The following is a 25,576-nucleotide window of genomic DNA, read 5'->3' as shown; positions in this document are numbered from 1 at the left end:
GATATACGAGTCCAGGCCGGAAAACGAGTCTCCGCGACTTCAGGGGTTGACGCCGCTCACGATGTCGAGGAAGTTCGCGACGACGTCGTGGCCGACGCCCGTGAGCACCGATTCGGGGTGGAACTGCACGGCGTGGATCGGGTGCTCGCGGTGGCGAATCCCCATGACGAGTTCCTCGCCGTCGTCGGTCGCCGTCGCCGTCACGGCGAAGGCGTCGGGCACGTCGGCGGCGATCAGCGAGTGATAGCGTCCGCCACGAACGGGGTCGTCAAGCCCGTCGAACAGCCCCGTCGCGTCGTGGGTGATCGACGCGGCCTTGCCGTGGATCGGCGCGGGCGCGCGACCGACGGTGCCGCCGTAGGCGTGGACGGCGGCTTCGAGACCGAGACAGACGCCCATCGTCGGGATCTCCGGGGCGATCTCCCGGAGGACCGCGGTCGAGACACCCACGTCGCGGTCGTTTTTCGGATGCCCCGGGCCGGGGCTGATCACGATCCCGTCCGGGTCGATAGCGCGCACCTCCTCGACGGTCGCGGTGTTGCGCAAGACCGGCGTCGCGACGCCGTGTTCGCTGAGATACTCGACCAGGTTGTAGGTAAACGAGTCGAAGTTGTCGATGACGAGGATCGTCGTGTCGGTCTCTTCGCTCCTCTCGTCCTCCGCGCTCCGCTCGCTCTTCGCGCTCCGCTCGCTCTCCGCGCTCTCTTCGCTCGCGCTCATCGCCGGACCTCCCGTGGATCGCGCTCGGTCGCCTCGATGGCCTCGATGGCGTCGAGGACGCCGCCCATCTTCTGTTCGGTCTCTTCGTACTCGCTCGTGGGGTCTGAGTCAGCGACGATGCCTGCGCCCGCCTGGACGGTGATCCGGTCGGGATCGCCCGCCTCGACGGTCGCCGACCGGATGACGATCGCCATGTCGACGTCGCCCGTCCACGAGAAATAGCCGACGCCGCCGCCGTAGGGGCCGCGCGGTTCGGCCTCCAATGCGTCGATGATCTCCATCGCACGGATCTTCGGGGCCCCCGAGAGCGTCCCCGCCGGGAAGGTTGCGCGCGCGGCGTCGAACGCGTCTGCATCGGCGGCGAGCGTGCCCGTCACGGTCGACTCGATGTGCTGGACGTGGCTGTATTTCAGGACGTTCATGAACTCCTCGACCCGCACGGATCCGGGCTCTGAAACCCGGCGGACATCGTTGCGCGCCAGATCGACCAGCATGGTGTGCTCGGCGCGCTCTTTCCCGTCAGCGAGCATCTCGCCCGCCAGCCGGCGGTCCTCGACCGGGCTCGACCCACGCGGGCACGTTCCCGCGATGGGGTTCGAGATGACCCGCTCGTCGCTGACCGAGACGAGCGTCTCGGGGCTCGCACCGACGATCGAGCGGTCCTCGAACCCCAGGTGATACATATACGGTGAGGGGTTGATCGACCGGAGCGCGGCGTAGAGTCCGAGCGAGTCGATCTCACCCTGCAACTCGCGCGTCCGGGAGATGACGCCCTGGTAGATGTCACCCGCGAGGACGTGCTCTTTGGCGGTCTCGACGGCCGCTTCGTACTCGTCTTGTGGCCCGGCGGTCTCACCGCTGCGCTCGAACCCGCTCAGATCGGGCTGATCGGCGTCGACGAGTGCCGCCTCGACGCGCTCGGCGTCGGCGGCCAGGCGGTCGTACACGGCGTCGGCCTCGCCGTCGCGGACGATCGGCGTGTAGATCACCTGGATTGCGTCCTCGGCGTGATCGAAGACGAGCGTCTTCGTCGTGAGGACGAACTGCGCGTCCGGGAATCGCGAGTCCGGACGGACGAGGCCGACCTCGTCGAGCCAGAGGTCGTACACCGCGTCGTAGCCCAGAAATCCGACGAGCCCACCGTCGAGGCGCTGGCGGTCGTGGTCGGGAAAGCCCCGCCGGGGGAGTTCGGGCAGCGCCGAGCGGAGCGCGTCGAGGACGTCGCCACCGTCGACCGCGAGCACGTCGGCGTACCGGTCCGCGAGCGTCTCGACCGATCGCTCGTCGGGCCCGACGGTCACGACTGCCGCGGGGTCGTAGCCCACGAACGAATACCGGGCGTGCCGATCGTCGGTCGCGGGCGCGAACGCGCCGTCGGGGTCGCTGGAGGCGACCTTCTCGGCGCTTTCGAGCAGGAATCCGTAGCCCGCATCGCGATCGGTGAGCGCGGCGTACGCGGTCAGCGGCGCGACGCTGGCGTCGAGTGTCGCGGTCGCGCGGACGACCGCCTGGCCCTCGCCGCTCCGCTCGCGAAACGCCGCGCGCGAGCAGTCGACGCTCATGCGGCCCCCGTCGCGCTCGCGACGAACCGATTCATCGCGGCGCGGTCTTTCTCACCGGGGGCGGACTCGACGCCGCTGGCGACGTCGACGGCGTACGGATCGACCGTTGCGACCGCCTCCCCCACCGTCGCGGGCGTCAACCCACCCGCGAGCACGACCGGGGTGTCGAGTTCCTCGACGAGCGCGGCGGTCCGTGCCCAGTCGTGGGTCTCGCCGGTCCCGCCACCACCCTGTTCGTCCAGCGAGTCGATCACGACGGCGTCGGCCGCCTCGGCGCGAGCAGTCAGATCGTCGGCGGTCGGATCAGCGACGGCGATCACGTCCGCCGAGCACTCGTCGAGCGCCGCCAGCCCCTCGCTATCGAGCCCGTGGACCTGGACGGCGTCGGGGTCGAGCGTCCCGACCAGATCGCGGACGGGCCCCGAATCTACGGCCATCGTCACCAGCACGCCCGTGACGAACGGGGGCACGGCAGCGAGCAACGCGGCGGCCCGCTCCCGATCGACCTCGCGGGGCGTGTCGACGTCGACCGCACAGATCACGCCGACCGCGTCGGCCCCCGCGTCGACGGCCGCGTCGAGCGCACTTCGATCGGTCATCCCGCAGAGCTTGACCCGCGTCATGCGGCGGAACGGAGTCGGTCGAGCCGTTCGGTGGCGGCTCCCGAGTCGATCGCCTCGCGGGCCAGATCGACGCCGTCGGCGATCGAGTCGGCTTTTCCGGCGACGTAGATCGCCGCGCCGGCGTTCGCGAGGATGATGTCTCGCTTCGGCCCGGTCACTGCGCCCGTGACGATGCCCTCCATGTCGGCGGCGTTCGCTTCCGGTGACCCGCCCGCGATCGCCTCGATCGGCGCGCGGTCGAGGCCGATCGCCTCGGGCGTGATCGTCCGGTCGGTGACCCGTTCACCCTCGACCTCGGCGGCGACCGTCTCGTCGTGGATCGCGACCTCGTCCAGACCCGATCCGTGGACGACGAGCGCGTGTTCGACGGGCATGTGCGCGAGCGCCTCGGCAATCGGCCGGACGAGCGACTCGTCGTACACGCCGAGTACCTGCGCGTCCGCACCGGCGGGGTTGGTCAGCGGCCCGAGCACGTTGAAGATCGTCCGCATGCCCAGTTCCTTCCGCGGGCCGATGACGGCCTTCATCGCGGGGTGGAACACGGGTGCGAGCATGAACCCGACGCCGTCGGCCTCGATGGTGTCCTCGACGGCCGGCGGTTCGGCGTCGACGGTGACACCTGCCTCTTCGAGGACGTCCGCACTCCCCGACGACGAGGATACCGAGTAGTTGCCGTGTTTGGCGATCGGGACGCCCGCGCCGGCGGCGACGATCGCACTCGTCGTCGAGACGTTGATCGTGTCGTAGTCGTCACCACCGGTCCCGCAAGTGTCGACCAGCGGGTCGCGATCCGGGTCGATCGTCCGGGCGGCCTCGCGCATCCCCTGGGCGAACCCCGCGATCTCCGCCTCGGTCTCGCCCTTTGCGCGCAACGCCGAGAGCAAGGCCCCGATCTGGGCCTCCGTGGCGTCCTCGAAGACCGCCCGCGAGGCGTCGCGCGCCTCCGCGACGGTCAGGTCCTCCCCCGCCGTCACCCGCTCGATCTGATTCTGTAGTGTATTCATTGATGCACTCATGCGTGTTGTAGTGTACAAGTAAGTACATCGACTTAAGAGTGTTGGAGCGAGCGGCGGTGACGGGGTGGGTACGACGATCGGGGCGGGCCGAAGCACAGTGAGACGTGATCAGAGAGATGGGGCCGACGACCGGTCGAACGGGGTGACGTGTCGGAGGACGTAACTCACGTTCCGGCGCCTGCCGAACGGCCGTGATGACTGCACGAAAACGGGTGTCGCGGTCACCGAGTGGTGGCCCCGACCAGATCAGATGTCGTCTTCGATGATCTCACCGACGGCGAAGTTGGACTTGACTTCGGAGACCTCGACTTTCACGCGCTCGTTGATTTCGGCCCCGGGCACGATGATGACGTAGCCCCGCTCGACGCGAGCGATGCCGTCGCCTTGCTTGCCGATGTCCTCGATTTCGACGTAGCGGATCTCACCGGGTTCGACCGGTGGCTGCGGTTCGTCCCCCGTGGGGCCCTCGTCCTCGGAGGTGGTCTCACTCTCGGTCGCGGCTTCGATCAGCGCTACGCGGTAGGTCTCGTCGGGGTCGATCGATCCCGTCTCGACCTCTCGGCGGGGCACCTCGATGACGTAGCGATCGGTTTCGGAGCGAACGTCCGCACTGAACAGACACAGGAGTTGATCTGAGATTTCCATAACTGGCCCTCCAGCGCGGTGGGTGGATGCCCGCGGACAAGAACCCATCGCACTCCGGTCGATCCGTACAAGGCACCCCCGAGCGGTCAGGACTCGTCGTCGAGTGGGGTCCCGTCCGGGCGTTTCGGCCCCTCGGAGTCGAAGACGACGACGCCGTCGGCGTCGGTCGGCCTGTAGTTGTCTCCGACGCCCGTGGCCTCGTCACGCTCGCGTTCGGTCCGTTCGATCAGCGTCTCGGCCAGGGCTTCGGCCTTCTCGCGGGAAATCTCTCGGCCCAGGCCTTCACATTCGTGGGCGCGGACGGGGCCCTCGCGGTCGACGACGCCTGGCGGCGGGTCGGCGTCCGCTTCGGGGGCCAGCGAGAAGGGATACGTCTGACAGATTAGCGGTCGGTCCTCGTAGATCGCACACCGATGCTCGCCGTCCTCGAACGATCCGAACGTACAGTCGCCACAGGAATCGATCTGGAGGGCCCACTCGAAGGTCTCACCCGCCCCCTCGGTGAGGCCAAAGGGCATCGGGCGAGCGATTCCGTTCCAGTCCTCGTCGGTCCGCTCTTCGATCGTACGGATCTCGCCGGGAAACACCGTCGCGGTGTGGTCGCCGTCGAGGCCCTGACAGCAGTGGCCACACCGGGTACACTCGAAGCCGATCGCTTCGATGGCGTCGGCGACGGCGTCGACGGTTCGCTCGACCTCGGACACACCGATTCACGGTGGCCGAGGCATTTCGCCCTGTCGGTCAGATCTCGGCGGGCGCGACGAGGCTGTACACCTGTCGGCGCGCGTCGCGTAGATCTCGGCGGGACTCGACCATCTCGACGGCTTCCAGACGGTCGAGGGCGTCCCGAACCGTCCGGTCGGGCAGCAGGGATCGATCGACGAGTTCGGCCTTCGAGAGCGGGCCCTCGTCGTCTAAGACTTTCGTGACGAGTTTCGCGCTCGGCGGGAGTTCACGAAGACACTCCCGAACCGACTCGTCGACGAACGGATCGATCGGGGCGGACCCGGACTGGGGCGTGGTGCTCATACTCAGACGTGGGCCGAGTACGCGGGAAAAGCTTGTCCATATGGTATAGGGTACACCTGATGTTTATTCATACTCATGGGTAGTCCTTATATTTCGGGCGTCGCGTCCTGGCACCGATCCGTTCCGGCACGATTTAATGGGATGGGGTCGAACCAGAGGGCCGTGAAGGGACAGGAGTGGTATCAGACCGACGAGGTTGCCGAGGCGTACGACGCCAAGCGGTTCTCCAACGGCGGTCGCCTCATCGACCGCACGGAGAAGGGGGCCGTCCTCGATGCACTCTCGCCGGTCGAGGGTCGACGCATTCTCGAAATCGCTTGCGGGACGGGGCGGTTCTCGGTCGCGCTGGCCGAACGTGGTGCGGACGTGGTCGGCCTGGATATCTCCGGGCCAATGTTGCGCCAGGGCCACGACAAGGCGGTCTCCGCGGGGGTGCGCGACGACGCCGACTTCCTCCGTGGGGACGCGGGCCGCCTCCCCTTTCCGGACGATCACTTCGACGCCGTCCTCGCGATGCGGTTTTTCCACCTCGTCGACGACCCGGCGGGCTTTCTCGCCGAGATCGAGCGCGTGAGTCGCCACCAGGTGGTGTTCGACACGTTCGATCGCCCGAGTCTGCGAACGCTGTACACCTGGGCGCTCCCGATGGGGTCACGCCTGTACGGCCGCTCGGAGGTGCGTGAACTGCTCGCGGACGCGGACCTCGACCTCGCCGGCGTCGACCACGAGTTCCTCTTTCCGTACGGCTTCTACCGCCAGATCCCCGCTCGACTCGCCGACTGGACGTGGACCGTCGACGAGTCGCTGCGGGGCGCGCCCGGCGTCGATCGACTGGCGACGGTCTCGTTTTGGGACTGTCGGGTCGGTGACTGAACTGGAAGCCACAACCCATTAGCGGCTGTGGAGGGTCTGGCCACCTAATGGACCGACGACGGCAGGTCGTCCTCTACGGGCTCGCACTCCTCGCACTCCTGGCGCTCGCGAGCGTCGGCTACAAGGTCGCGATGGCGGTCTTCGAGGGCCAGTCACGGTCGATCTGGGAGGCGCTCGTGGTCGTCGTCCAGACCTTTACCACGACGGGGTACGGCGAAGACGCGGCGTCCTGGGAGAGCCCAGGAATGTTGATCTTCATGGTCGTCATGATGGTGATCGGCGTCGTCGCGGTGTTCATGGCGCTGCCGGTGATCGTCGTCCCCTGGATCGAAGACAGCCTCTCGACGACGGTTCCCCGGTCGGTCGAGGTGCACGATCACGTCATCGTCTGCTCGGACAGCGTGCGGGGTGATCTCCTCGTCCCCGAACTTCACGGACAGGACGTCGAGACGGTGCTGATCGAAGCCGACCTCGAACGCGCTCAGGACCGTCTCGCAGCGGGCCAGCGGGTGATCGCCGGTGACCCCGAGGACCCCGACGTCCTCGACGCGGCGAACGTCCGGTCGGCCCGTGGCGTCGTTCTCGACCTCGGTGCCGAGGCCGACGCGTCGATCGCCCTGGCGGTTCAGCAGGCGCTGAACGGGCGGGAAACGCCGGTGTACGCCTTCGCTGAGGACCCGGATCTCGCGGAGTACTACCGACTGGCGGGCGTGGACGAAGTATACTACCCCCGACAGCTCGTCGCGGAGAGTCTCGCCCACAAGGTCACGGCCGCGCTCGATATCGACGTCGACGACGACGTCGAGATTGCCGACGATTTCGAACTCACGGAAGTGCCCGTCCAGCCCGACAGCGCGCTCGACGGCGTGAGGGTGGTCGACAGCCAGATTCGCGAGCGGACGGGCGCACAGGTCGTCGGCGCGTGGTTCGAGGGGGCCTTCGAGATCCCGCCCGACAACGACGCGCGGATCGACGCCCGGACGGTCCTGTTGGTCGCGGGCAACGAAACTCAGGTCAGCGCGGTGCGCGATCTGGCGCGGGCCGAACGCCGACATCGACGCGGGGGGTCGGTCGTCGTCTGTGGCCTGGGGTCGGTCGGGTCGACCGTCGTGACCTGCCTGACCTCGGCGGGACTGGACTGTACGACGATCGATCGCGACGCTGGATCGGGCGTCGACGTCGTCGGAGATGCGGCCGATCCGGACACCTTCGAGCGAATCGATCTCTCGGACGTCCGGTCGGTGGTCGTCGCGGTGCCGGACGACACCGACTCGATTTTCACGACACTCGTCGTGCGCGAACTCGCACCGACCGTCGAGATCGTCGCGCGCGCGAACGACCCCGAGAACGTCCAGAAACTGTATCGCGCCGGCGCGGACTACGTGCTCGCGGTCTCGACGGTCAGCTCTCGGATGGTCGCTGAATCGCTGCTGGGCGAGGAGCCGATGGCGTACGACCGTGGCTTCGGCATCCAGCGCGTCGCGGTCGGCCGTCTCGCGGGCGAGACGATCGCCGCCCTCGACGTCCGCTCGCGGACTGGCTGTTCGATCGTCGCGATCGATCGCGACGAGCAGATGCTCACGGAGATCGATCCCGAGACGACGCTTCGGGCGGGTGACGTCGCGATCGTCGTCGGGTCGGACGCGGGCATCGAGACGTTCATCGATCTCGCGGGCGTCTGAGCGTCGCGGGTGTGATCGGCTCACCGTCCGGACGGCCGCGACCGCACCGCTCTTGTCCGGGGCTCTCCGAGCGCGTGTATGCCGACGATCGTCGTTCGGACGCCGCCGCCAGTCGAGGCCGCCGTCTCGGACGGCCCCTTTGCCGAGACAGCACTCGACACGGAGGCGCTCGTCACGCTTCGCGAAGCACTGTTGATCGACGCCTGTCGGGCCGTCCAGGCGAGCGGGAGTGACCTGCTGGTGACCGTCGCACCGATCGACAGCGACGCCGATCGGGCCGCGGATCGCGCACTCGACGCGGTCGAGGCCACCCTCGATCGCGACCTGGAGACGACCCCGCGGATCGAACCCCAGGTCGGGTCGACGCCCGCGGCGCGACTGGGCAACACCGTCACGCACCTCATAGAGGCGGGCGCGTCGAGTGTCGGGGTGGTCTTTTCGGGTGCGATCGTCGATCGGGCCACGCTCGACCAGGCGACGATCCAGTTGCGGACCGCCGACGTCGTGCTCGGGCCGGCCCCCGGCGGACGCGTCGCCTACGCCGGGTTCACCGCCCCGATCGACTTCGCGGACGCGCTCGCATCGCCGGCGATTCGGACGCTCGCTGAGCGCGCCGTCGCGGCCGATCACGACGCGACGACGATCGACCTGATCGCGCGTGCGAGCGATCCCGCGAGTCTCGACGGCGTGACGGCCCTGATCGAGGCCCGCCGTCTCGTCGGGGATCGCGTCCCGGAGACGCTGGCCGCGTGGATCGAGACCGTCGACGAAGTCCGCTGATGCCGGTCGACCCTCTGCCGACCGGGACGCAGCGGAACGGACGATTCAAGGGCGTCGCAATCGTCCCGACCGGTATGCACCCAGGCGACCGAATCGCTCTCGACCGGGCCGGCGAGTCCGTCGAGGGCGTTCTTCTCCCTTCCTCGACCGACGATCACCTCGTCGTCAAACTGGAGAGTGGCTACAACGTTGGGATCGACCGCGCGAGCGCCGACCCGGAGGTGCTCGCGACCGACGTCCACGACGTCGAGAGCGCCCAGGCCGAGACTGGCGAATCCGAAGTCGCGTTCGACGACGATCTCCCGACGATCGCGCTGATCTCGACCGGTGGCACGATCGCCTCCACGGTCGATTACCGCACGGGCGCGGTCACCGCGCAGTTCGACGCCGAGGACGTCCTGCGCGCCGTCCCCGAACTCGCCGGGCGGGCGAACTACCGCGGCCGGGTCGTCGCGAATATCCTCTCGGAGAACATGACGCCCGAGGTCTGGGCCGAGTTGGCGGAGGCGATCGCTGACGAGATCGAGGCGGGCGCGGACGGCGTCGTCGTGATGCACGGCACGGACACGATGGCCTACACCGCGAGTGCGATCGCGTTCGCGCTCGACACCCCGGTCCCGATCGTCTTCACCGGCAGTCAGCGCTCGGCGGATCGGCCGTCGAGTGACAACGTGATGAACGCGGTCTCGGCGGTCGAGGCCGCGAAAAGCGACGCCGCGGAGGTCCTGATCTGCATGCACGAGGGGTCGAGCGACGATCGGTGTGCACTGCATCGCGGCACGCGCGCGCGGAAGAATCACACCTCGCGACGCGACGCCTTCGAGACCGTCGGGGCGAAGCCGATCGGGACCGTCGAGTACGCGACCGGCGCCGTCGAGTATCGCCGCCCGGTCGACGAACGCGGCGGCGAGATCGACCGTGCGATCGGGTTCGAAGACGGCGTCGAACGCGTCACCTTCGCGCCGGGCAGCGACCCCAGCGTGCTCGACGCGGTGGCCGACGGCGCGGGGATCGTGATCGAGGGGACGGGCCTGGGCCACGTCAACCGCACGTGGATCGATCGGATCGATTCGATCGCGCCCGAGACGCCGGTCGTGATGACCAGCCAGTGTGTCGAAGGGCGGGTCTGCGATCGGGTGTACGACACCGGGCGCGACCTGCTGGCGGCGGGCGTCGTCGAGGGTGGTGACACGCTGCCCGAGACCGCGACGGTGAAACTGATGTGGGCGCTCGCGAACCGCGCGGACGTCCCCGCGACGATGGAGGAGAGCGTCGCGGGCGAGCGCACCGACCGATCGGTCCCCTGGACGTAGCGCCGCCGCCTGTGCGCGTCGGTGTGCCGACCGGTGTCGTTTTGATCCACTCGACCCAAGCCGGTCTATGAGTGGTGTCGAGGCCGTATTGTTGGATCTCGACGATACGATCTGTGAGTACCGCCGGAGCGCCGATACGATCCTCGCCATCGCGTTCGATCGCGTCGGCGTCGAGCCCTTCTTCGACGGGCGAGCGTACTACGAGACATTCGTCGAACACACGGACGCGGGCGAGACGGTCGAGAAGATCCGCCGCGCGGCGTTCGCCAGTCTGGCCCGGGCGGACGACCACGACCCCGCGACGGGCCGGGCGATCGCTGACGCGTTCGCCGCCGAGCGCGACTACGGGAACGTCCGATTTCTGCCTGGCGCGGAGGACGCGATCGAGAGCCTGGCCCAGCAGTACGCCCTGGGCCTGGTCACCAACGGCGGCCCCGAGATGCAGACCCAGAAACTCGCGAGTCTGGGCATCGACGACCGCTTCGAGACGACCGTGTTCGCGGGCACCGACGCCGCGCCCAAGCCCGCCGCCGAACCGTTCGATCGCGCGCTCGACGCGCTCGGCGTGCCTGCCGAGCGCGCCGTCCACGTCGGCAACTCGCTGGTCTCGGACGTCCCCGGCGCACAGGCCGCGGGGCTGGACGCCGTCTGGCTGTCGGATGGCTCCGATCACGGGGGCCGACCCGACTACGTGCTCGATTCGATGGCTGCGCTGGTCGATCCGCCGTGGACATGACCGCCCGCTGGGCCTCCCGGCTGTGGCGCGCGCTGGGGTACGTTCCGATCACGGTCGGGCTGGTCGTCGCGACGAGTGCCCTCTTTCTGTGGGGTGGTGTGACCGACACCGCGGTCGACGTCTCGCTGGTCACCTTCCTGAATCCGCTGTGGTACATGCTGAGCATGGTCGTCCACGACGGCTGGGCGCACTTCTCGGGGAACATGGTTCTGTTCGTGCCGTTCGGCGTCCTGTTGACCTGGCTGACGAGCAATCGCCACGTCGCGCTCGTGGTGGGCGTCTCGCATGGCCTCTCGAATGTCGTCTGGGTCGGGACGGTCGTCGGCCCGGCGATCGGGTCGAGCGCCGCGGCCTTTGGCGTGATGGCGGCGGCGCTGGTTCGCGCGGTGGGGATCGCTCTGCAGCGCCAGTCGGTCGAGACGCGCCAGACGGCGATCGTCGCCACGATCGTCCCGCTGCTCGGTGGCCTCTTCGCGATCGCCGTCGCCGCCGGCGCGAGTCCGATCGCCCACTTCGCGCACTTTTTCGCGTTCCTGTTCGGGGGCGCGACCGAGGCGATCTACGTTCTCTCGACACCCGAGACGACCGAGCGGTCGATCCCCGTCGACGTCGGGCGCTGAGCAGGATCGACCGGCACGGTTTTCTGGCGAGCGTTCCTCGCGGCGCACGTGAGCGACAATCCCACTGCCACGCTGCACTTCAGCGAGGGCGACGTCGAGGTCGAACTGTTCGCCGAGCGCGCACCCCGGACCGTCGAGGCCTTCGTCGATCACGCCACCGAGTCCGACTACGAGGACGCCGACGTCGGCCCAGGTGAGGGTGCCTGGGAGGACCCCGAATCGGGCGAGAAGCGCGTCGATCCGCTGTACGAGGACGTCGAGGTCCACCGCGTCATCGACGACTTCATGATCCAGACTGGTGATCCGACGGGGACCGGCCGCGGCGGCCCGGGCTACACCTTCGACGACGAGTTCCACGACGAGCTGCGCCACGATTCGGCGGGCACGCTGTCGATGGCCAATCGTGGCCCCGACACCAACGGCTCGCAGTTTTTCATCACACTCGCCGCCACGCCGCATCTCGACGACAAGCACGCCGTCTTCGGTGAGGTCGTCGACGGCATGGACGTCGTCGAACAGATCGGTGCGGTCGATACCGACCCCCAGGACAACCCGAACGCCGATATCGTCCTGGAATCCGTGACGATCGAGGAGTAGCCATCCGTTCCGCCGTCAGTCTGGCTTCTCGGGCGCGATGAGCTCGATCACGTGCGCTGGCTCTTCACCGAGCAGATCCCCGATCTGATCGGTACAGGAGGTGCCACTCGCGATCACGTGGTCACAGTCGGCGTCACGCAGCTGTGTTTCGAGGTTCGATCCAACGTCCGTCGAGAGGTCGTAGTACTGTTCTTTGTACCCGAACGACCCGGCCATCCCACAGCACTCCACGTCGCTGGTCGTCACGTCGTAGCCACACGTTTCGAGGACCGCGACGGTGGGCGCTTCGAGTCCCATCGTCCGCTGCTGGCAGTGCGAGTGGTAGGCGACCGACTCGTCGGCCACGGTCAGCGCCTCGGGGTCCGCCCCGTTGGCGAACAGTCCGTACACGTACTCGACGATCTCGTAGCTGTGCTCTGCGAGCGGAGCGGCGGCGTCGCCCACCAGCCGATCGTAGTCCTCGCGGAACATCGCGAGGTCGCTCGGCTCGATGACGAGCACGTCGTGTCCGTCCTCGACGTACGGCCCGAGCGTCTCGGTCACGCGCTCGGCTTTGGTCCGCGCGGTGTCGATCATCCCCTGGGAGAGTGGCGCGCGCCCCGATCCGGGGACCGGCGGGACGATCACTTCGACACCCAGGGCTTCGAGCGTCCTGACGGCCGCCTTCCCGCGCTCGACCAGCATGTAGTTCGTGTACAGATCGGGGTAGAGCACGACCGTCCGGTCGGGATCGCTCGGCGGGGCCCGATCGCGGTCTGCGACCCAGTCGCGGAACGTCGTCCGCTGGAACGCGGGGAAGTCGCGCTCGTGGGCGACGCCGGCGACCGTTTCGAGGAGTCGGGAGACCGGCCCGGCGTTGGCCATCCAGTTCGACAGCGGCGCGAACGTCGATCCCAGCGTCGCGAGGGTCTCGAAGTTGCCGAACAGCCGTTTTTGCAGTCCTGGCCCCGATGACTCCGTGTCGGGGGTCAGGCCGTCGACGAGAAACTCCGCGTTCGGGTCCGTCCCGGAGTTGATCCGGTCGCGGACGACCGTGTTGATCCACGGGATGTCGATCCCGACCGGACAGGCCTCGACACACCGCGAACAGCCCGTACAGAGGTCGTTGAACTCCGCCGCGGCGTCCATGCCGTGGACGCCGGCCTCCCAGCCCGTCGCGATCCCGCCGGAGTAGGTCTCGCCGCCGAAGGCGTGGCCGCCGACGGACTGGAAGTTCGCACACGTGTTCGAACAGGCCGAACAGCGGATGCAGTACAGCGTCTCCCGGAGGTCTTCGTCGTCGCGCATCGCCAGCCGGCCGTTGTCGATCAACACGAGGTGGAACTCCCGGTCGTCGCTGCCGCCGATCGGCGTGTCGGGGTCGTCGAAATCGACGGTGGGCGAGTCCAGCGGGGGCGTCAACAGCGAGATGTAGCTCGTAATGTCCTGGCCCGTCCCGGACCGGCCGATGAGTTCGACGAACGGCTGGAGGTCCTCGACGCTCGGAACGATCTTCTCGACGCCCGCGACGGCGATCTGTGTCTCCGGGACGGCCACTGTCTTGCGGGCGTTGCCTTCGCTCGTCACGAGCGCCATCGTTCCCGAGTCGGCGGTAATGAAGTTCGCGCCCGTCATACCCACGTCGGCGCCCTGGATCAACTCGCCGAGACGCTCACGGGCGAACATCGTCAGCTCTTCGGCGGTTTCCAGGTCCTCGTCGGGGTCGAAGGTCGCGGTGAACAAATCAGCGATCGCCGCCCGTGACTTGTGGATCGCCGGAGCCACGATATGGCTTGGCGCTTCGTTGGCGACCTGAAGGACCCACTCGCCCAGGTCCGTCTCGACGACGTCGACGCCCTCTCGTTCGAGGTGGTCGTTGACCTCGATTTCCTCGCTGGTCATCGATTTGCTCTTGACGAGGCGGTCGGCGTCGCGGTCGGCACAGACTTTCGCGATGTACGCGTTCGCGTCGGCAGCATCGTCCGCGACGTAGACGGTGCCCCCGTTGTCTTCGATGGTTTCGGTGAGCTCGTCGATGAGGGCGGGCAACCGCTCGATGGCGTCCGCTTTGATCGCGCGGGCCTCGTCTTTGAGTGCCTCGTAGTCGTCGAGTTTCGCGACGGACGCGTACCGCCCGTCGTTGAACTCTCGGGTGTTGGTCCCGACGGCCTCGCCCTCCGTCGCCATGAGGTGGCGGATGTGGGCTGCCTTCGCGTCACGGTTCGAACTCATGAGATCACGATCACCTCGACGGTTTTCGGGCCGTGGGCACCCTGGACGAGCGCCCCCATGTCGGCGGTGGCCGAGGGACCGGTCGCGATGATCGCGGAGTCGCGTGTCTCGCGGAGGTGCTCACCGAACCACTCGAACGCCGCCTCCATGTCGGGGACGAGGTCGTCCTTGCGGAGCACGGCGACGTGGCGGTCGTTGAACAGGCTGACCGGCTCGCTACCGGCTTCGTCCATCCGGAGGACGACACTCCGGTAGTCGGCAATGGCCAGCGACGCGGCCGTCACGCCCGTGACTGCCGCCTCGATGTCCGTCGGGGTCGGTTCTGTCGCGACGCCTGCTGGTAGTGCAACGTCGTCCCACGGGAGCGCCGTTCCGATCGCCGGCGGATCGATCGCGTCCGCGATCGCCCCGGCGACCGCTTCGGGCGACACCTCGGTCAGTTCGACCCCGTAGCTTTCGGCCTGGGATGCAAATCGGTCGTACGGGTCCGTTCGTTCCTGGGTCATTGTATGTCTTACCTCGCCTGTTCCATATGGGTGCCCGGAACGCCCCTGTCCCTTGCCTCAGGGTGTGCCCGCTGTTCGATCCCGACCGGCGACTTCGCGGCCGTGAGCAGATCGGGTCGCTGGAAGCGATCCGTCGACGTAAAAAGGTCGTCTCGTGGGTTCGGGCGGATTTGAACCTCGGTCACTCCCGTTCGCTTCGCTCGCGGTTTCACCGCTCGCGTCGCTCCCAGTCGTTCCCTGTTTCGAATCCGCCCTCACCATTGCGCGTTTCCGCTTCGCTCGGTGGAGCCTCGATCCGCGAAAATGCTGATGGGTTCGGGCGGATTTGAACCGCCGGCCTCCTCCATGTCAAGGAGGTGTCATAACCAGCCTAGACCACGAACCCTCGCTGGTGTGCATTCAGTCGTATCGGGTGGCCCCCATTGAAGGTTTCGATCGATCGCCCTCGTGCGGTCGGTTCCCGGTCGTGGGCGCTCGAAAACGAGGAGCCGTCGATCGGTCCGTGCGCCAGTCCAACACGGCCGAACAAAAAGCCTATATTCGGAACCAGGCTACATTGGGGTACAGATGGTAGACATGATCGTCCTGATCCCGGGTATGGGTGGCATGGCTGGGGGGCCCGAACTGCTCGTCATCCTCCTGATCGCCGTCCTGCTCTTCGGCGCGAACAAGATTCCGAAGCTCGCTCGCTCGACCGGCGAGGCGATGGGCGAGTTCAAGAAAGGCCGCGAGGAAGTCGAACAGGAACTCGAAGAGATCAAAGACGGCGCGGTCTCGTCGTCTTCGGAGTCCGGTCGTGGCGAGTCCGAGACGGTCGAATCGACCGAGTCGAGTTCCTCGGACGACGAGTTCGAATCCGACTTCGAGTAACTCGCGTTTCTGGGCCCGATTCCACGACGCGTCCACGACGACCGGCGGTGGGGGGACTCTACGAGTTCGTCGAGGATCGGGCCCCACAGGCTTCACACTGCAAGAGCAGCGCGCCCTGTTCGCGTTCGAGATGCGTGTCTGGAAGGTTACATTCCGGACAGATCACGAACTCTTCGACGTAGGCGTCGAGGGCGTCGGCCATTCGGCGCTGACTGAACTCGCCGGTGAGGCGAGCGCGCCCGCTCTCGTCGATGTGCCCGCTGGTCCCGAGTTCGTTCTGGAGTGACTTCATCGCGTGCTCTTCGTCGCGGTCGATGTCGTCGATCACCGACTGGTAGTTCTCGAAGACGGTGACGTTGCCCTCCTGGCGGAGGGTCGGGTCGGGGACCTCGAACCGGCCGCTCCGGTCGCCGATTTCGGGTGTTTCGTCCATGCCGCGGTCGAGCATCTCGTCGTAATCCATACTACGAGGTTGTGGAAGGGTCCGTTTAAGGCTTTCAACGTGGGTGACGCGGTCCCGGCGTCCCGAACACTGTTGGCACCGGCGCGACCAGACGGCGTATGGGCCGCTCGCCCGTCCGGGACCGACTCGATACTGTGTTCGCGTTCGATCGTGGCGTCCTCGTCCTCTCGGTGGCGATGTTCGCGTTCAGTCTGGGCTTTCAGATGACGACACGATACCTCCCGGAGTACCTCCAGGTGCTGGGCGCGTCGGGGCTGGTCGTCGGCCTGTTCGGGACGGTGGGCAACGCCATCGGCGCGCTCTATCCGTACCCCGGGGGTGCGATTTCGGATCGGATCGGTTCGCGGCGGGCGCTGACGCTGTTCGGCGCGGTCGCAACGTTGGGCTTCGCAGTCTGGCTGGGGGCCTCCTGGCTCGGGCCGATCCAGGTGGGCCCATTCGTCGTCGAGCCCTGGATCTGGGTGTTCGTCGGCCTCCTGCTCGCACAGGCCTGGAAGTCGTTCGGTCTGGGCGCGACGTTCGCGGTCGTCCGCCAGGCCACCGCGCCGGGGCGACTCGCCGCCGGCTTCGCGAGCACCGAGAGCGTCCGTCGGCTGGCCTTTCTGCTCGGCCCGGTGCTTGCGGCCGTGCTCGTCGCGCAGGGCGCGGACTTCCAGGCGGGGTTTCGATACGTGCTCGCGCTCGCGGTCGGGGCCGGCGCGCTCGGGACCCTCGTCCAGCACCGCCTGTACGACGCGAGCCAGGATTCGATCGGGCGGGCGTTCGCGGGGATCGATCGCATCGTCGCGGACCTCCGGGCGATGCCGCCGTCCCTGCGCCCGCTGCTCGTGGGTGATACGCTCGTCCGGTTCGGCAACGGCGTCGTCTACGTGTTTCTCGTCCTCGTCGTCACCCGGTGGCTCGCGGTCGGCCTGGAGACGATCGCGGTCGGCCAGTGGACCTGGGCGATCGATCTCGCGCCCGCGACGTTCGTGGGCCTGCTGTTCGGCCTGGAGATGGGCGTCGCGATCGCCGTCATGATACCCGCGGCGGCGATCGCTGATCGGATCGGGTACAAGCCCGTCGTCGCGAGTGGGTTCGCCGTCTACGGGCTGATCCCACTCGCACTGATCGTTGCGCCCGCGAAGCCGTGGGCGATGATCGTCGTCTTCGGGGCGTCGGGCCTGCGGTTCGCGGGCTTGCCCGCCCACAAGGCGGCGATCGTCGGGCCGGCCGCCACGGACGCCGGCGGGCGCGTCACGGGAACCTATTATCTGGTGCGCAACGTCGTCGTCATCCCGAGTGCGGCGCTCGGTGGCGCGCTCTGGACGTGGGTCGCGCCACCGGTCGCACTCGCGGTCGGCGGGGCGATCGCGCTGTGCGGGGCGCTGTACTATGTCGCCGCCGGAAAAGAGCCGTCGATCGTCGAGTAGTCGGCCGGGGTGATGGCCGGCGCTGTTAGCCGAACATCTGGCGCATCATGGGGTGCATCTCCATGAGTTGCTCTTCGGCGATCTCCTCGTAGATCTTGTAGGTGATGCTCACGGTCAGCAGCAGTCCCGTCCCCGAGACGCCACCGATCGTGCCGAGCAGGTTCGCCATCACGGCGAGGAACCCGACGAGCATCCCGCCGATGACCGTCACCTGCGGGATATACCGTTCGAGCACCTTTTCGAGGACCGACGGGTTCTGGCGGAACCCGGGGATCTGCATCCCGGAGTTCTGGATCTGCTGGGCGGTCGATTCCGGGCCCATCCCGGTCGTCTCGACCCAGAAGATCGCGAACAGCCCACCGGCGAACACCATGATTCCGAGGTCGATGCCGACCCGGAGGAAGATCTGCCAGGGCTCCATGTTCGAGGCCTGACCACCGAGCCACCACATCCACTCCTGACGGCTCTGGACCGGCGCGAGATAGTAGAACACGCCACCGGTGACCTGGGCCCCCTCGTCGGCGTACTGGCCGACCCAGCCAGGCATGCCGGCCCACTGCTGGTGGAGGATCTGGCCGAGGAACTGAATGTTGGCCTGGAGCGCCCGGACGAGGATCATCGGCAGGACGCTCGCGTAGATCAGCTTCACGGGGAACCGTCCACGGGCCCCCTTCACGCGGGCGTGACTCAGCGGGATCTCCACGCGGACCGATTCGGCGTAGACGACGATCACGAAGATCAGGATCGTCGTGATGATCGGGATGATCTCCAGTCCGGCGTCGGTCAACAGCCACCCACTCACTGTCGTCGGGAACTCGACTTCTCCGACACCGAGATTGAGCCAGTTCGAGACGAAGCCGGCCCATCGCGGGATGAGCCCCAGTGAGAGGTCTGCGAACGATCCGGCGTCGCCGAACTGCCGGATGGTCAGTCCACCGAACAGCTGCTGGCTGACGCCAGCGATGATGAACAGGCCGACACCGCTGCCGACGCCCCACTTGCTCACGATCTCGTCCATGTACAGGATCAGGACACCGCCGAGTGCGATCTGGGCGAAGATGAGCCACTTCAGTCCCATTTTTCCAATGGGGAGCAGTTCCTGCACCGCTCTACTCGCGGGCAGGTAGTCGCTCGCGAACACCATCGGCAGGCCCGTCAGGCAGATCATCACCAGTACCAGGAACTTCTGAAGGCCCTGGTAGAGCACCTGATCGCGGGGGTTGTTCTCGGTGTCGAGGCCGAGTAAGTCCGCCCCGCCGAGCAACTGCAACACGATGCTCGCGGTGACGATCGGCCCGATCCCGAGGTGCATGATCGTCCCGGCCCCACCGGCCAGGATCGACCGGAACCGGCCGAACGCGTCGCCCGCCTCTGGATCGACCGGCATGCCGAACAGGTGGACGTTCGTCAGGAAGAAATACAGCACCAAAATCCCGGCCGTCCACATCAGCTTCCGTTTGAACGGGACGTGTCGCTGTGGACGCCGCACTGTGGGCATCCGCGTGAGGACCGGTTCGGCGGTGTCCTTCCAGCTCATCGCTAGTCGTCGCTCTCGCCGTCGTCTTCTGTCTGGCGATCCTGGCCCAGGTCGGTCAACTCGGCGGTGCCGCCGGCGGCCTCGATGGCCTCCTCGGCCCCGTCACTGAACGCGTCGGCCACGACTTCGAGTTCGCGTCGGAGTTGCCCGGTGGCGAGTACCTTCACGAAGTCTGCCTCGTCATCGTCGGCAATCTCCCGGGCGTCGATCCGGTAGCCGCCCTCAACCTCTTCGGCAAGGCCGTCGGCCGCGAGCAGCGCGGCGTCCTCGTCCAGCTTCTGGAGTGAGACCTCCGCGACGTCGTCGGTGACCTTCTCGGGGCGGGTAAAGCCCGACTTGCCGATGGGGTCGTGGATCAGTTGTTCGTGTTTGGTCCGTCCGGCGTCGCCGCGGCCACCGCGATGCCCCGCACCGCGCCGGTTCTTCTGGGATCCGCCGCCGTGGGTTCGACTCCCGCGCTGGCGTCGTTTCTTGGACGTCATCGCATCGCCTCCAGCAGGTCGTCCATTCGGTCGGTGTCGGCCGGTCCGAGTTGGCCGCCGGTCTGTTTCGGCTGTTTGATGCCGTCGTGCCCGCCGCGCGGCGGGTGCAGGCGCAGCGTCGGTTCGAGACCGAGGTCGCGAAGCGTCGTCTCCTCGTCGAGGAGGGCCTCGGCAGCCGCGGTCGCGTCGTCGTAGCCGGCCGCGTCGAGGGCCGCCTCGACGCTGTCGGCCTCGGTGGCCGCTCCGCGGCGCTCGATGACTGTCCCGAGCACGTCCGCGGAGGGCTCGCCGTGGGCGACGTAGTCGTTGACGACTGCGATCATACCGTTGTAGGCGTCGGTCTCGGGGACGACCGTCGCGTGGTTGACGCGCCCGAGGTTGAGCATCTCCAGGGTGTCCTGGGTCTTGCCGGTCATGTCGACCTCGCCGCGAAGCTGGACGAGCGCTTCCATCACTCGATCACCTCGCGTTTCTCGAACGTTCGCTCGGGGACGCGCGCCTCGGCGGTCTTCCGGAGCGCGTCGAACGTCGCTTTCGCGAAGTTGACCGTCGTCCGGGTGTTCCCACTGGATCGCGTCCAGGCGTCTTCGATGCCGGCGAGTTCGAGGACGTGTCGGACGGTCTCTCCGCCCGCGAGTCCGAGCCCACGCGGCGCGGGCTGGAGTTCGACCTCGACCGACCCGGCCTTTCCTTTCGTGCGCAGCGCGACCGTGTGCGGTCGGCCACAGCCACACTCCCACGACCCACAGCCGCGGGAGACGTCGATCAGGTTCAGCTTCCCGATCTCGATGGCCTTCTGGATCGCGCCGCCGACCTGGTCGTCACGCCCCTCGGCGTACCCCACCAGCCCGTCGCGGTCGCCCACGACGATGACACACCGGAACTTCACCCGGCGGCCGGAGTCGGTCATGCGCTGGACCATGTTGATGTCCAGGACTTCGTCTTCCAGCCCGGGGACGAGCTGGTCGACGATCTCCGGTTCTTTCAGCGGGAGCCCGGCGTTCAGGGCCTCGCGCATCGAGTCGATCTCGCCCTCGGCAACCTGCTTACCGAGGCGCGTCTGTGGTTCCCATCCGTCTGCGCTCATAGTTCGATGTCCTCCTCGAGCAGTTGCTCCCGCATCGAATCGAAGTGTGCGGGCAGCTCCGTGGCGTCGAAGTCTCCACTGTAGAGGTCCTCCTCACGCTGGTCGGCGTACGCGGCGATGTGCTCGCCGCGCGTGCGTGACCAGTCTGCGAGGACGTCGTCGTTGTGGGGAACGTCGAGCCCAGCGTCGATTGCACCTTCCTGTACTGCGAACACCTTGCTGCCCGGCGTCGGGGTGTTGAGGCCGATGTCGAGCACGGCCTCTTCGATCCCGATCGCCTGGGCGCGCCGCCCCAGGAGGACGCCCGTGAGGTACGCCGCGGGCAGGTTGCCCGTCGGCGCCTCCCAGCCGTACTCCGCGAGGTCGGTCGAGACGGCCGCTGCGAGTGTCTCGTCGCCGTCGGGGGTCGGGGTCGCCAGCTGCGCCCTGACTGCCGCGTTGCTCGTCCGCGCGACGAGCCGCGGCTTGCCGGATTTCAGCAGGCGCAACCGCTGATGGTAGTCCGTCCGGCCCTCGCGGCGGCGCCGCATCGGCACCGTGTAGCGTGGTCCTGTTGCCATATTAGTCACCGTAGTTGTCGTCGATATACCGTTCGAGGTCAGCGACACTGTCGAATTCGCCGCCGCTCGCCCGGTCGTACAGCGTGCGATACGTCGACCGATCGAGGTCGCCGTCGTCGCGAAGTTCCTGCAGCCGGTTGCGCTGCGCGCGGATCGTCGAGGTCCACACCGCACTCGGATCCTCGCGCCCGCCGGCGGTTCCGCTCCGCGTACCGTGGCCTTTCCGGTGGCCCTCGGCGCGTTTGGCGTTGCGTTTGCGCACCCGACCACGGGAGTTGCCTTCCGGCTCGTCGGCCTGGATCGTCCCGTCGTCGATCAGCTCGCGGATGTCCGCCCGGGTGATCGCGTCGGCGATCTCGTCTTGGGCGTCGGGGTCGAACCAGAGTCGGTTCTTGCCCACGTCGAGGACGTCCGCGGCGAGGCGCTTCTGTGCGCTCAGGTCAGTCATTCTGATACCTCCACTTCGACGTAGGTCGGGTTCAGGACGCGAATCTCGGCGTCCTCGGCCTGCTCTTCGATGCGTTCGCGTTTCCGGTCGCCGACCGTCGAACCGATACGGACCGCCTCGGTGTCGGGGTCGACGCCCTCGAGGTCGTCGGTGTTGTGGACCCGGACTTCCTCGAAGCCGCTGGGGTGCAGGCCACGCGTCGCTTTCGGTGATCGAAAGCCCGCTTCGACGGTGTCGCCTTTGCCCTTGATCCCGCGGCGCTGTTTCGAGAGGTCGCCTTTGGGACTCCGCCAGGAGGTCGGGACGCGCAGTTTTTTGTGGTAGTCCTGGCGGTTGAACTGCGGTTTCGAGACCCGCTGGCGCTGGGCCAGCAGGCGCTCGGTCTCGCCGTCCAGGTCGGGCGTCTTCTCGGTCAGCCCGCGCGCTCGGAGTTCGGTCTCGACCTCCTCGGTCTCGGTTTCGGACTCCGGTTCGGGGACCTCGCGGTCCTCGACGTCCAGATCGCCCAGGTCGGCTTTGATCCGCGCCGCGAGGGCGTTGCCGATGCCCTCGACCTCGGCCAGATCCTCCTGGTCGGCGCTCGCGACGTCCGCGACGGACTCGTAGCCCGCCTCGTCCAGTGCGGCGGCGCGCTCGTCGCTGACGCCGCTGATGTCGGTGAGCGTCTGGGGCTGGTCGTCCGGTTCGGACTCCTCGGCGTCTGCGTCGGACTCGGTGTCCGTGGCGTCTGCCGTGGCATCCTCGTCGGCATCGCTGTCGTCCGATGGGTCGGCATCGCTGTCGACCTCGAGGTCGCCCAGATCGGCCTTGATCCGGGCTGCGAGAGCGTTCCCGACTCCCTCGATGTCGGCCAGTTCTTCCTGTTCGGCCGCGGCGACCGCCTCGACGGAGTCGTAGCCCGCCTCGCGGAGCGCCTCGGCTTTGGCTTCACCGACGCCGCTGATGTCGTCGATCGTTTCGGGTGTACTCATCAGACCTCACCTCGGGATGGCTTCTCGGTGATGTAGACCCCGTCCTGGAAGACCCGCGCGTCCTTGTCGGTGACGCGGGTCAACTGCTCGATGTCCGCTGCGGTCTGGCCCACGTCTTCGATGTTGGGCCCGGACAGGGTGATTCGATCCTCCTCGACCTCGACCGTCGTGTCGCCGTGGATCGCGGTGCGACGCGGGGCGGCCTCACCGAGGAAGTTCTCGATGACGACGTCGTCTCCCTCGACGGAGACCTGCATCGGGAAGTGCGAGTAGTAGACCTCCATCTCGTAGGTCCAGGACTCTTGCACTCCGTGGATCATGTTCTCGACGTGGCTCTCGAAGGTCCCCAGGGTCGCGCGGGTCTCGGCGTCAGACTCCTCGGACTCGATGACGACCGCGTCGACGGTGTCCTCGTCGGACTCCGTCGGAACGTCCTCGATCGAGACCGAGACGTCGGGGTACCAGAGCCGTCGCGAGACCGTCCCCTCGGGGCCCTCGACGGTCACGTCGAGGTGATCGACCGTCGCGTCGACTGCGTCCGGCAGTTCGCATTCGATTCGTGGCATTGTCAGTAGACGTACGCGATCACCTGGCCACCGATGCCCGCCTCTCGGGCCTCGTAGTGGCTCATGATCCCGTGGCTGGTGGTCACGACGAGTGTGCCGTAGTCACGTGCCGGGAGGAAGCGCTTCTCCCAGCGCTCGAACTCGTCGGCCCCCGCCGAATAGCGGGGCGTGACCGAGCCACACTCGTTGACCGCACCGTTCAGTTCGACCTCGAAGGCGCTACTCGTGCCGTCCTCGACGTACTCGAAGCCCGCGACGTAGCCGCGGTCGTAGAGTACTTCGAGGACTGACCCGATCTCGTCCGAGGCGGGCGTCACTCGCTGGTCCAGCTTACCGACGCTCTCGGCGTTGTCGATCGCCGACAGCGCGTCGCTGAGTGGATCGTTAGATGTCATCGTTAGCTGTACTTCTCGAAGCCCATGTCACGAGCGATCTCGCGGAAGCATTGCCGGCAGAGCCAGATGTCGTACTTCCCGACCAGGCCCTGCTCGCGGCCACACCGCTGGCAGGCCTCACGCGAACCGGTGCGCTTGGCGGCTTGCTCGCCCGTCGCGTCACTCTCACTCTCACTCATCTGTAACCTCCGTGTCGAACCGCTGCTCGACGAACTGAATCGCGTCCGCCGGCGTCAACTGGTGGCCGTCCGGAATCGCCCGACTGGCCTGCTCGCGTTTCGCGACGCGATAGCCCGGTCGGACGAGGTTGACGGTCACGTCGAGCCCGTAGATCCCCGTCTCGGGGTCGTACTCCTGGCTGGGGAACTCCGTGTGTTCCTCCACGCCGAAGCTGACGTTGCCGGTCTCGTCGAACTGACTCGCTGACAGCTCGGTGAACTCGAAGGTCGTTTCGAGGAACTCCTCGGCGTCCTCGCCGCGCAGCGTGACCTTCGCGCCGATCGGGTCGCCCTGGCGAATGTCGAACTCACCGACGGTCGCTTTCGCGGACGTCCGCACGGGCTCCTGGCCGGCGACGGCTTCGAGGATCTCCTCGGCGTTCGCCAGGTCTCGGCCACCGTGGCCGATGCCCATGTGGACGACGACCTTCTCGATGCTGGGTTCGCGCATCTCGTGGAACCCGGTGTCGGTCGAGCTCATTCGTCCGCACCTCCGTCGTCGGCCTCAGCCTCCGCATCGGCCTCGTCGGCCTCAGCGTCCGCGTCGGCCTCCTCGGCGTCGTCGGCGTCCTCAGCCTCTGCGTCGGCGTCGGCCTCGTCGTCACTCTCGGTGAAGTTCTCGTCGATGACGACGACGTACTCTTCGATGGTCTCGAAGCCCGGACCGTCGGCCTGCTCGACGAGGACGTTGTTCGTCCCGCTGCCGGGCGTGACCTGGATCTCCTCGATCCGGCCGACTTCGCCGGCGTGCTGGCCGTCGACGGCAGTGACGAGTTCGCCCTCTTCGTACTCGAAGTGCGCGAGGATCTCCTCGCTGTCGTTCGCGACGACGATCGAGTCCCGGGGCGCGTAGCCCTGGTCCTCGACGACGAGCGTCTCGCCGTCGTGGAGGCCGAGCTGGATCTTCCCGCCCGAAACCTCGGTCTTCGAGGTGATCTTGCCGAGCTTCGATTCGGCGTCGTCGGGGTCGATCGCGGTCAGGGCGAGGCGTCCGCCCTGGCCGGGGAACACCCGGTAGTACTCGTCGCGCTCTCTGAAGGCGAGGATGTCGAACATCCCCACCGGGCGCGTCTCGTCGTGCTCGGGGTCGCCGTTGATCAGGACCTGGTCCTGTTCGAGGGCGTACCGTGCTTCCTTCCGGCTGTCGACGTAGCCCAAAACGTCCCGCAGGACGATGAGCAGGGGGACCCCTGCCTCGCCGTGCGGGCCCTCGGGCGCGACCGTGAACGTCTCGGTCTTGCGCTCGACTGGCCAGGAGTTCGGTACTGACAGTCGCTTCTGATGGTTGCTCATGCGGTATCCGCCTCCGATTCCAGGCGTTCGACCCGTCGCTCGTCGTCGAGGTCGAGAGCGGTCACCCGGACGTTGCTCGCGTCGAGCGGTCGGGGGACTTCCTCGCCGTCGGCGGTTTCGAGCGTGACGTCCTCGACGAACAGCGAGGCGTCTTTCAGGTCGACGTTGACGACCTCGCCGGTCTCGCCCGCGTAGTCGCCACGCATGACCTCGACGGTGTCGCCCTCGTTGACCCGGACCGATCGCTGGCCGTACTCCTCGCGGAGGTCACCGGTCAGTGTCGATCGGACCTGGGCGTGTCGCTCGTGCAGCGACGCGTTCGCCTGTCGCTTGCGTTGTTTGTGTGGTTGTTCAGTCATTG

Annotated in this window: 32 protein-coding genes and 1 tRNA gene; 9 read left to right on the top strand and 24 right to left on the bottom strand. The window is 67.4% G+C overall.

The window, feature by feature from the left end:
• Positions 1-39: 39 nt before the first annotated feature.
• The 7 genes from trpG to HARCEL1_RS09540 all read right to left on the bottom strand — a co-directional run bounded on the left by trpG (position 40) and on the right by HARCEL1_RS09540 (position 5,595).
• Positions 40-720 (bottom strand): anthranilate synthase component II, encoded by a 681-nt coding sequence (gene trpG, locus HARCEL1_RS09570; protein ID WP_108382861.1) that lies wholly within the window; start codon positions 718-720, stop codon positions 40-42.
• Positions 717-2,282, bottom strand: a complete 1,566-nt coding sequence (gene trpE, locus HARCEL1_RS09565) for an anthranilate synthase component I (protein ID WP_108382858.1) — start codon at positions 2,280-2,282, stop codon at positions 717-719. Before trpE ends, trpG begins: the two co-directional genes overlap by 4 nt.
• Complete coding sequence (locus HARCEL1_RS09560) at positions 2,279-2,905, bottom strand: phosphoribosylanthranilate isomerase (protein WP_108382855.1); 627 nt, start codon at positions 2,903-2,905, stop codon at positions 2,279-2,281. Before HARCEL1_RS09560 ends, trpE begins: the two co-directional genes overlap by 4 nt.
• Positions 2,902-3,909, bottom strand: a complete 1,008-nt coding sequence (trpD, locus tag HARCEL1_RS09555) for an anthranilate phosphoribosyltransferase (RefSeq protein WP_108382852.1) — start codon at positions 3,907-3,909, stop codon at positions 2,902-2,904. The genes HARCEL1_RS09560 and trpD overlap by 4 nt, the downstream gene beginning before the upstream one ends.
• Positions 3,910-4,167: 258 nt before the next feature.
• Positions 4,168-4,566, bottom strand: coding sequence for a TRAM domain-containing protein (locus tag HARCEL1_RS09550; protein WP_108382849.1), 399 nt, complete (start codon positions 4,564-4,566; stop codon positions 4,168-4,170).
• Between the two features lie 86 nt (positions 4,567-4,652).
• Positions 4,653-5,270 carry a YkgJ family cysteine cluster protein gene (locus HARCEL1_RS09545; RefSeq protein ID WP_233357323.1) on the bottom strand — a complete coding sequence of 206 codons (618 nt, stop codon included), beginning with the start codon at positions 5,268-5,270 and terminating at the stop codon, positions 4,653-4,655.
• 37 nt (positions 5,271-5,307) lie between these two features.
• Positions 5,308-5,595, bottom strand: coding sequence for a MarR family transcriptional regulator (locus HARCEL1_RS09540; protein WP_108382843.1), 288 nt, complete (start codon positions 5,593-5,595; stop codon positions 5,308-5,310).
• Positions 5,596-5,757: 162 nt separating this feature from the next.
• Here HARCEL1_RS09540 and HARCEL1_RS09535 point away from each other — a divergent pair, with 162 nt between their 5' ends.
• The 7 genes from HARCEL1_RS09535 to HARCEL1_RS09505 all read left to right on the top strand — a co-directional run bounded on the left by HARCEL1_RS09535 (position 5,758) and on the right by HARCEL1_RS09505 (position 12,196).
• Complete coding sequence (locus HARCEL1_RS09535) at positions 5,758-6,468, top strand: class I SAM-dependent methyltransferase (RefSeq protein WP_108384207.1); 711 nt, start codon at positions 5,758-5,760, stop codon at positions 6,466-6,468.
• Between the two features lie 47 nt (positions 6,469-6,515).
• On the top strand, positions 6,516-8,150 hold the full coding sequence (locus HARCEL1_RS09530; RefSeq protein WP_108382840.1) for a potassium channel family protein: 1,635 nt from the start codon (positions 6,516-6,518) through the stop codon (positions 8,148-8,150).
• Positions 8,151-8,228: 78 nt separating this feature from the next.
• A complete protein-coding gene (locus tag HARCEL1_RS09525; protein WP_108382838.1) occupies positions 8,229-8,930 on the top strand; it encodes a hypothetical protein in 702 nt (233 codons plus the stop codon).
• 74 nt (positions 8,931-9,004) lie between these two features.
• Positions 9,005-10,243 (top strand): Glu-tRNA(Gln) amidotransferase subunit GatD, encoded by a 1,239-nt coding sequence (gatD, locus tag HARCEL1_RS09520; protein WP_108384204.1) that lies wholly within the window; start codon positions 9,005-9,007, stop codon positions 10,241-10,243.
• Between the two features lie 67 nt (positions 10,244-10,310).
• Positions 10,311-10,979 (top strand): HAD family hydrolase, encoded by a 669-nt coding sequence (locus HARCEL1_RS09515; protein ID WP_108382835.1) that lies wholly within the window; start codon positions 10,311-10,313, stop codon positions 10,977-10,979.
• Positions 10,976-11,599 (top strand): rhomboid family intramembrane serine protease, encoded by a 624-nt coding sequence (locus HARCEL1_RS09510; protein ID WP_108382833.1) that lies wholly within the window; start codon positions 10,976-10,978, stop codon positions 11,597-11,599. The genes HARCEL1_RS09515 and HARCEL1_RS09510 overlap by 4 nt, the downstream gene beginning before the upstream one ends.
• A gap of 48 nt (positions 11,600-11,647) precedes the next feature.
• Positions 11,648-12,196 carry a peptidylprolyl isomerase gene (locus tag HARCEL1_RS09505; RefSeq protein WP_108382830.1) on the top strand — a complete coding sequence of 183 codons (549 nt, stop codon included), beginning with the start codon at positions 11,648-11,650 and terminating at the stop codon, positions 12,194-12,196.
• Positions 12,197-12,211: 15 nt separating this feature from the next.
• Here HARCEL1_RS09505 and HARCEL1_RS09500 read toward each other — a convergent pair whose 3' ends face one another.
• From HARCEL1_RS09500 to HARCEL1_RS09490, 3 genes are all read right to left on the bottom strand, one after another.
• Positions 12,212-14,407: an LUD domain-containing protein gene (locus HARCEL1_RS09500; RefSeq protein WP_108382827.1), complete on the bottom strand. Its 2,196-nt coding sequence runs from the start codon at positions 14,405-14,407 to the stop codon at positions 12,212-12,214.
• Positions 14,404-14,913, bottom strand: a complete 510-nt coding sequence (locus HARCEL1_RS09495) for an LUD domain-containing protein (RefSeq protein ID WP_108382824.1) — start codon at positions 14,911-14,913, stop codon at positions 14,404-14,406. The genes HARCEL1_RS09500 and HARCEL1_RS09495 overlap by 4 nt, the downstream gene beginning before the upstream one ends.
• A 310-nt stretch (positions 14,914-15,223) precedes the next feature.
• Positions 15,224-15,298: transfer RNA gene (locus HARCEL1_RS09490), tRNA-Val, on the bottom strand.
• Between the two features lie 191 nt (positions 15,299-15,489).
• Here HARCEL1_RS09490 and tatA point away from each other — a divergent pair.
• A complete protein-coding gene (gene tatA, locus HARCEL1_RS09485) occupies positions 15,490-15,783 on the top strand; it encodes a twin-arginine translocase TatA/TatE family subunit (RefSeq protein WP_108384202.1) in 294 nt (97 codons plus the stop codon).
• A gap of 58 nt (positions 15,784-15,841) precedes the next feature.
• Here the strand turns inward: tatA and HARCEL1_RS09480 are convergent, their stop codons facing one another.
• Positions 15,842-16,246: a translation initiation factor IF-2 subunit beta gene (locus HARCEL1_RS09480; protein WP_108382821.1), complete on the bottom strand. Its 405-nt coding sequence runs from the start codon at positions 16,244-16,246 to the stop codon at positions 15,842-15,844.
• A 98-nt stretch (positions 16,247-16,344) separates the two neighbouring features.
• Between HARCEL1_RS09480 and HARCEL1_RS09475 the strand changes: the two genes are divergently transcribed.
• On the top strand, positions 16,345-17,658 hold the full coding sequence (locus HARCEL1_RS09475) for an MFS transporter (RefSeq protein WP_108382818.1): 1,314 nt from the start codon (positions 16,345-16,347) through the stop codon (positions 17,656-17,658).
• Positions 17,659-17,683: 25 nt separating this feature from the next.
• On the opposite strand, the gene secY is transcribed toward HARCEL1_RS09475, so the two are convergent.
• The 13 genes from secY to rplX are packed head-to-tail and all read right to left on the bottom strand — an operon-like array spanning position 17,684 to position 25,574.
• Entirely contained in the window at positions 17,684-19,195 is a 1,512-nt protein-coding gene (gene secY, locus HARCEL1_RS09470) for a preprotein translocase subunit SecY (RefSeq protein WP_108382815.1), read from the bottom strand.
• Between the two features lie 2 nt (positions 19,196-19,197).
• The gene (locus tag HARCEL1_RS09465) at positions 19,198-19,677 is read right to left on the bottom strand and encodes an uL15m family ribosomal protein (RefSeq protein WP_108382813.1); all 480 of its coding nucleotides are present in this window, start codon (positions 19,675-19,677) and stop codon (positions 19,198-19,200) included.
• Entirely contained in the window at positions 19,674-20,129 is a 456-nt protein-coding gene (locus HARCEL1_RS09460) for a 50S ribosomal protein L30 (protein ID WP_108382810.1), read from the bottom strand. Before HARCEL1_RS09460 ends, HARCEL1_RS09465 begins: the two co-directional genes overlap by 4 nt.
• Positions 20,129-20,764 (bottom strand): 30S ribosomal protein S5, encoded by a 636-nt coding sequence (locus HARCEL1_RS09455; protein WP_108382807.1) that lies wholly within the window; start codon positions 20,762-20,764, stop codon positions 20,129-20,131. Before HARCEL1_RS09455 ends, HARCEL1_RS09460 begins: the two co-directional genes overlap by 1 nt.
• A complete protein-coding gene (locus tag HARCEL1_RS09450; protein WP_108382805.1) occupies positions 20,761-21,324 on the bottom strand; it encodes a 50S ribosomal protein L18 in 564 nt (187 codons plus the stop codon). The genes HARCEL1_RS09455 and HARCEL1_RS09450 overlap by 4 nt, the downstream gene beginning before the upstream one ends.
• A 1-nt stretch (position 21,325) precedes the next feature.
• The gene (locus HARCEL1_RS09445; protein ID WP_108382803.1) at positions 21,326-21,772 is read right to left on the bottom strand and encodes a 50S ribosomal protein L19e; all 447 of its coding nucleotides are present in this window, start codon (positions 21,770-21,772) and stop codon (positions 21,326-21,328) included.
• Positions 21,769-22,743 (bottom strand): 50S ribosomal protein L32e, encoded by a 975-nt coding sequence (locus HARCEL1_RS09440; RefSeq protein WP_108382801.1) that lies wholly within the window; start codon positions 22,741-22,743, stop codon positions 21,769-21,771. Before HARCEL1_RS09440 ends, HARCEL1_RS09445 begins: the two co-directional genes overlap by 4 nt.
• The gene (locus HARCEL1_RS09435; RefSeq protein ID WP_108382798.1) at positions 22,743-23,309 is read right to left on the bottom strand and encodes a 50S ribosomal protein L6; all 567 of its coding nucleotides are present in this window, start codon (positions 23,307-23,309) and stop codon (positions 22,743-22,745) included. Before HARCEL1_RS09435 ends, HARCEL1_RS09440 begins: the two co-directional genes overlap by 1 nt.
• 2 nt (positions 23,310-23,311) lie before the next feature.
• Positions 23,312-23,704 carry a 30S ribosomal protein S8 gene (locus HARCEL1_RS09430; protein ID WP_108382796.1) on the bottom strand — a complete coding sequence of 131 codons (393 nt, stop codon included), beginning with the start codon at positions 23,702-23,704 and terminating at the stop codon, positions 23,312-23,314.
• A 2-nt stretch (positions 23,705-23,706) separates the two neighbouring features.
• Positions 23,707-23,883 carry a 30S ribosomal protein S14 gene (locus HARCEL1_RS09425; protein ID WP_108382794.1) on the bottom strand — a complete coding sequence of 59 codons (177 nt, stop codon included), beginning with the start codon at positions 23,881-23,883 and terminating at the stop codon, positions 23,707-23,709.
• Complete coding sequence (locus HARCEL1_RS09420; protein ID WP_108382791.1) at positions 23,876-24,403, bottom strand: 50S ribosomal protein L5; 528 nt, start codon at positions 24,401-24,403, stop codon at positions 23,876-23,878. The genes HARCEL1_RS09425 and HARCEL1_RS09420 overlap by 8 nt, the downstream gene beginning before the upstream one ends.
• Positions 24,400-25,215 carry a 30S ribosomal protein S4e gene (locus HARCEL1_RS09415; protein WP_108382788.1) on the bottom strand — a complete coding sequence of 272 codons (816 nt, stop codon included), beginning with the start codon at positions 25,213-25,215 and terminating at the stop codon, positions 24,400-24,402. Before HARCEL1_RS09415 ends, HARCEL1_RS09420 begins: the two co-directional genes overlap by 4 nt.
• Positions 25,212-25,574 carry a 50S ribosomal protein L24 gene (gene rplX, locus HARCEL1_RS09410; protein ID WP_108382785.1) on the bottom strand — a complete coding sequence of 121 codons (363 nt, stop codon included), beginning with the start codon at positions 25,572-25,574 and terminating at the stop codon, positions 25,212-25,214. Before rplX ends, HARCEL1_RS09415 begins: the two co-directional genes overlap by 4 nt.
• Between the last annotated feature and the right edge of the window lie 2 nt (positions 25,575-25,576).

This window comes from Halococcoides cellulosivorans (assembly GCF_003058365.1).
Lineage (GTDB): Archaea > Halobacteriota > Halobacteria > Halobacteriales > Haloarculaceae > Halococcoides > Halococcoides cellulosivorans.
The sequence above is the reverse complement of the archived record's forward strand: the minus strand, read 5'-3'. Positions and strand labels throughout refer to the sequence as shown.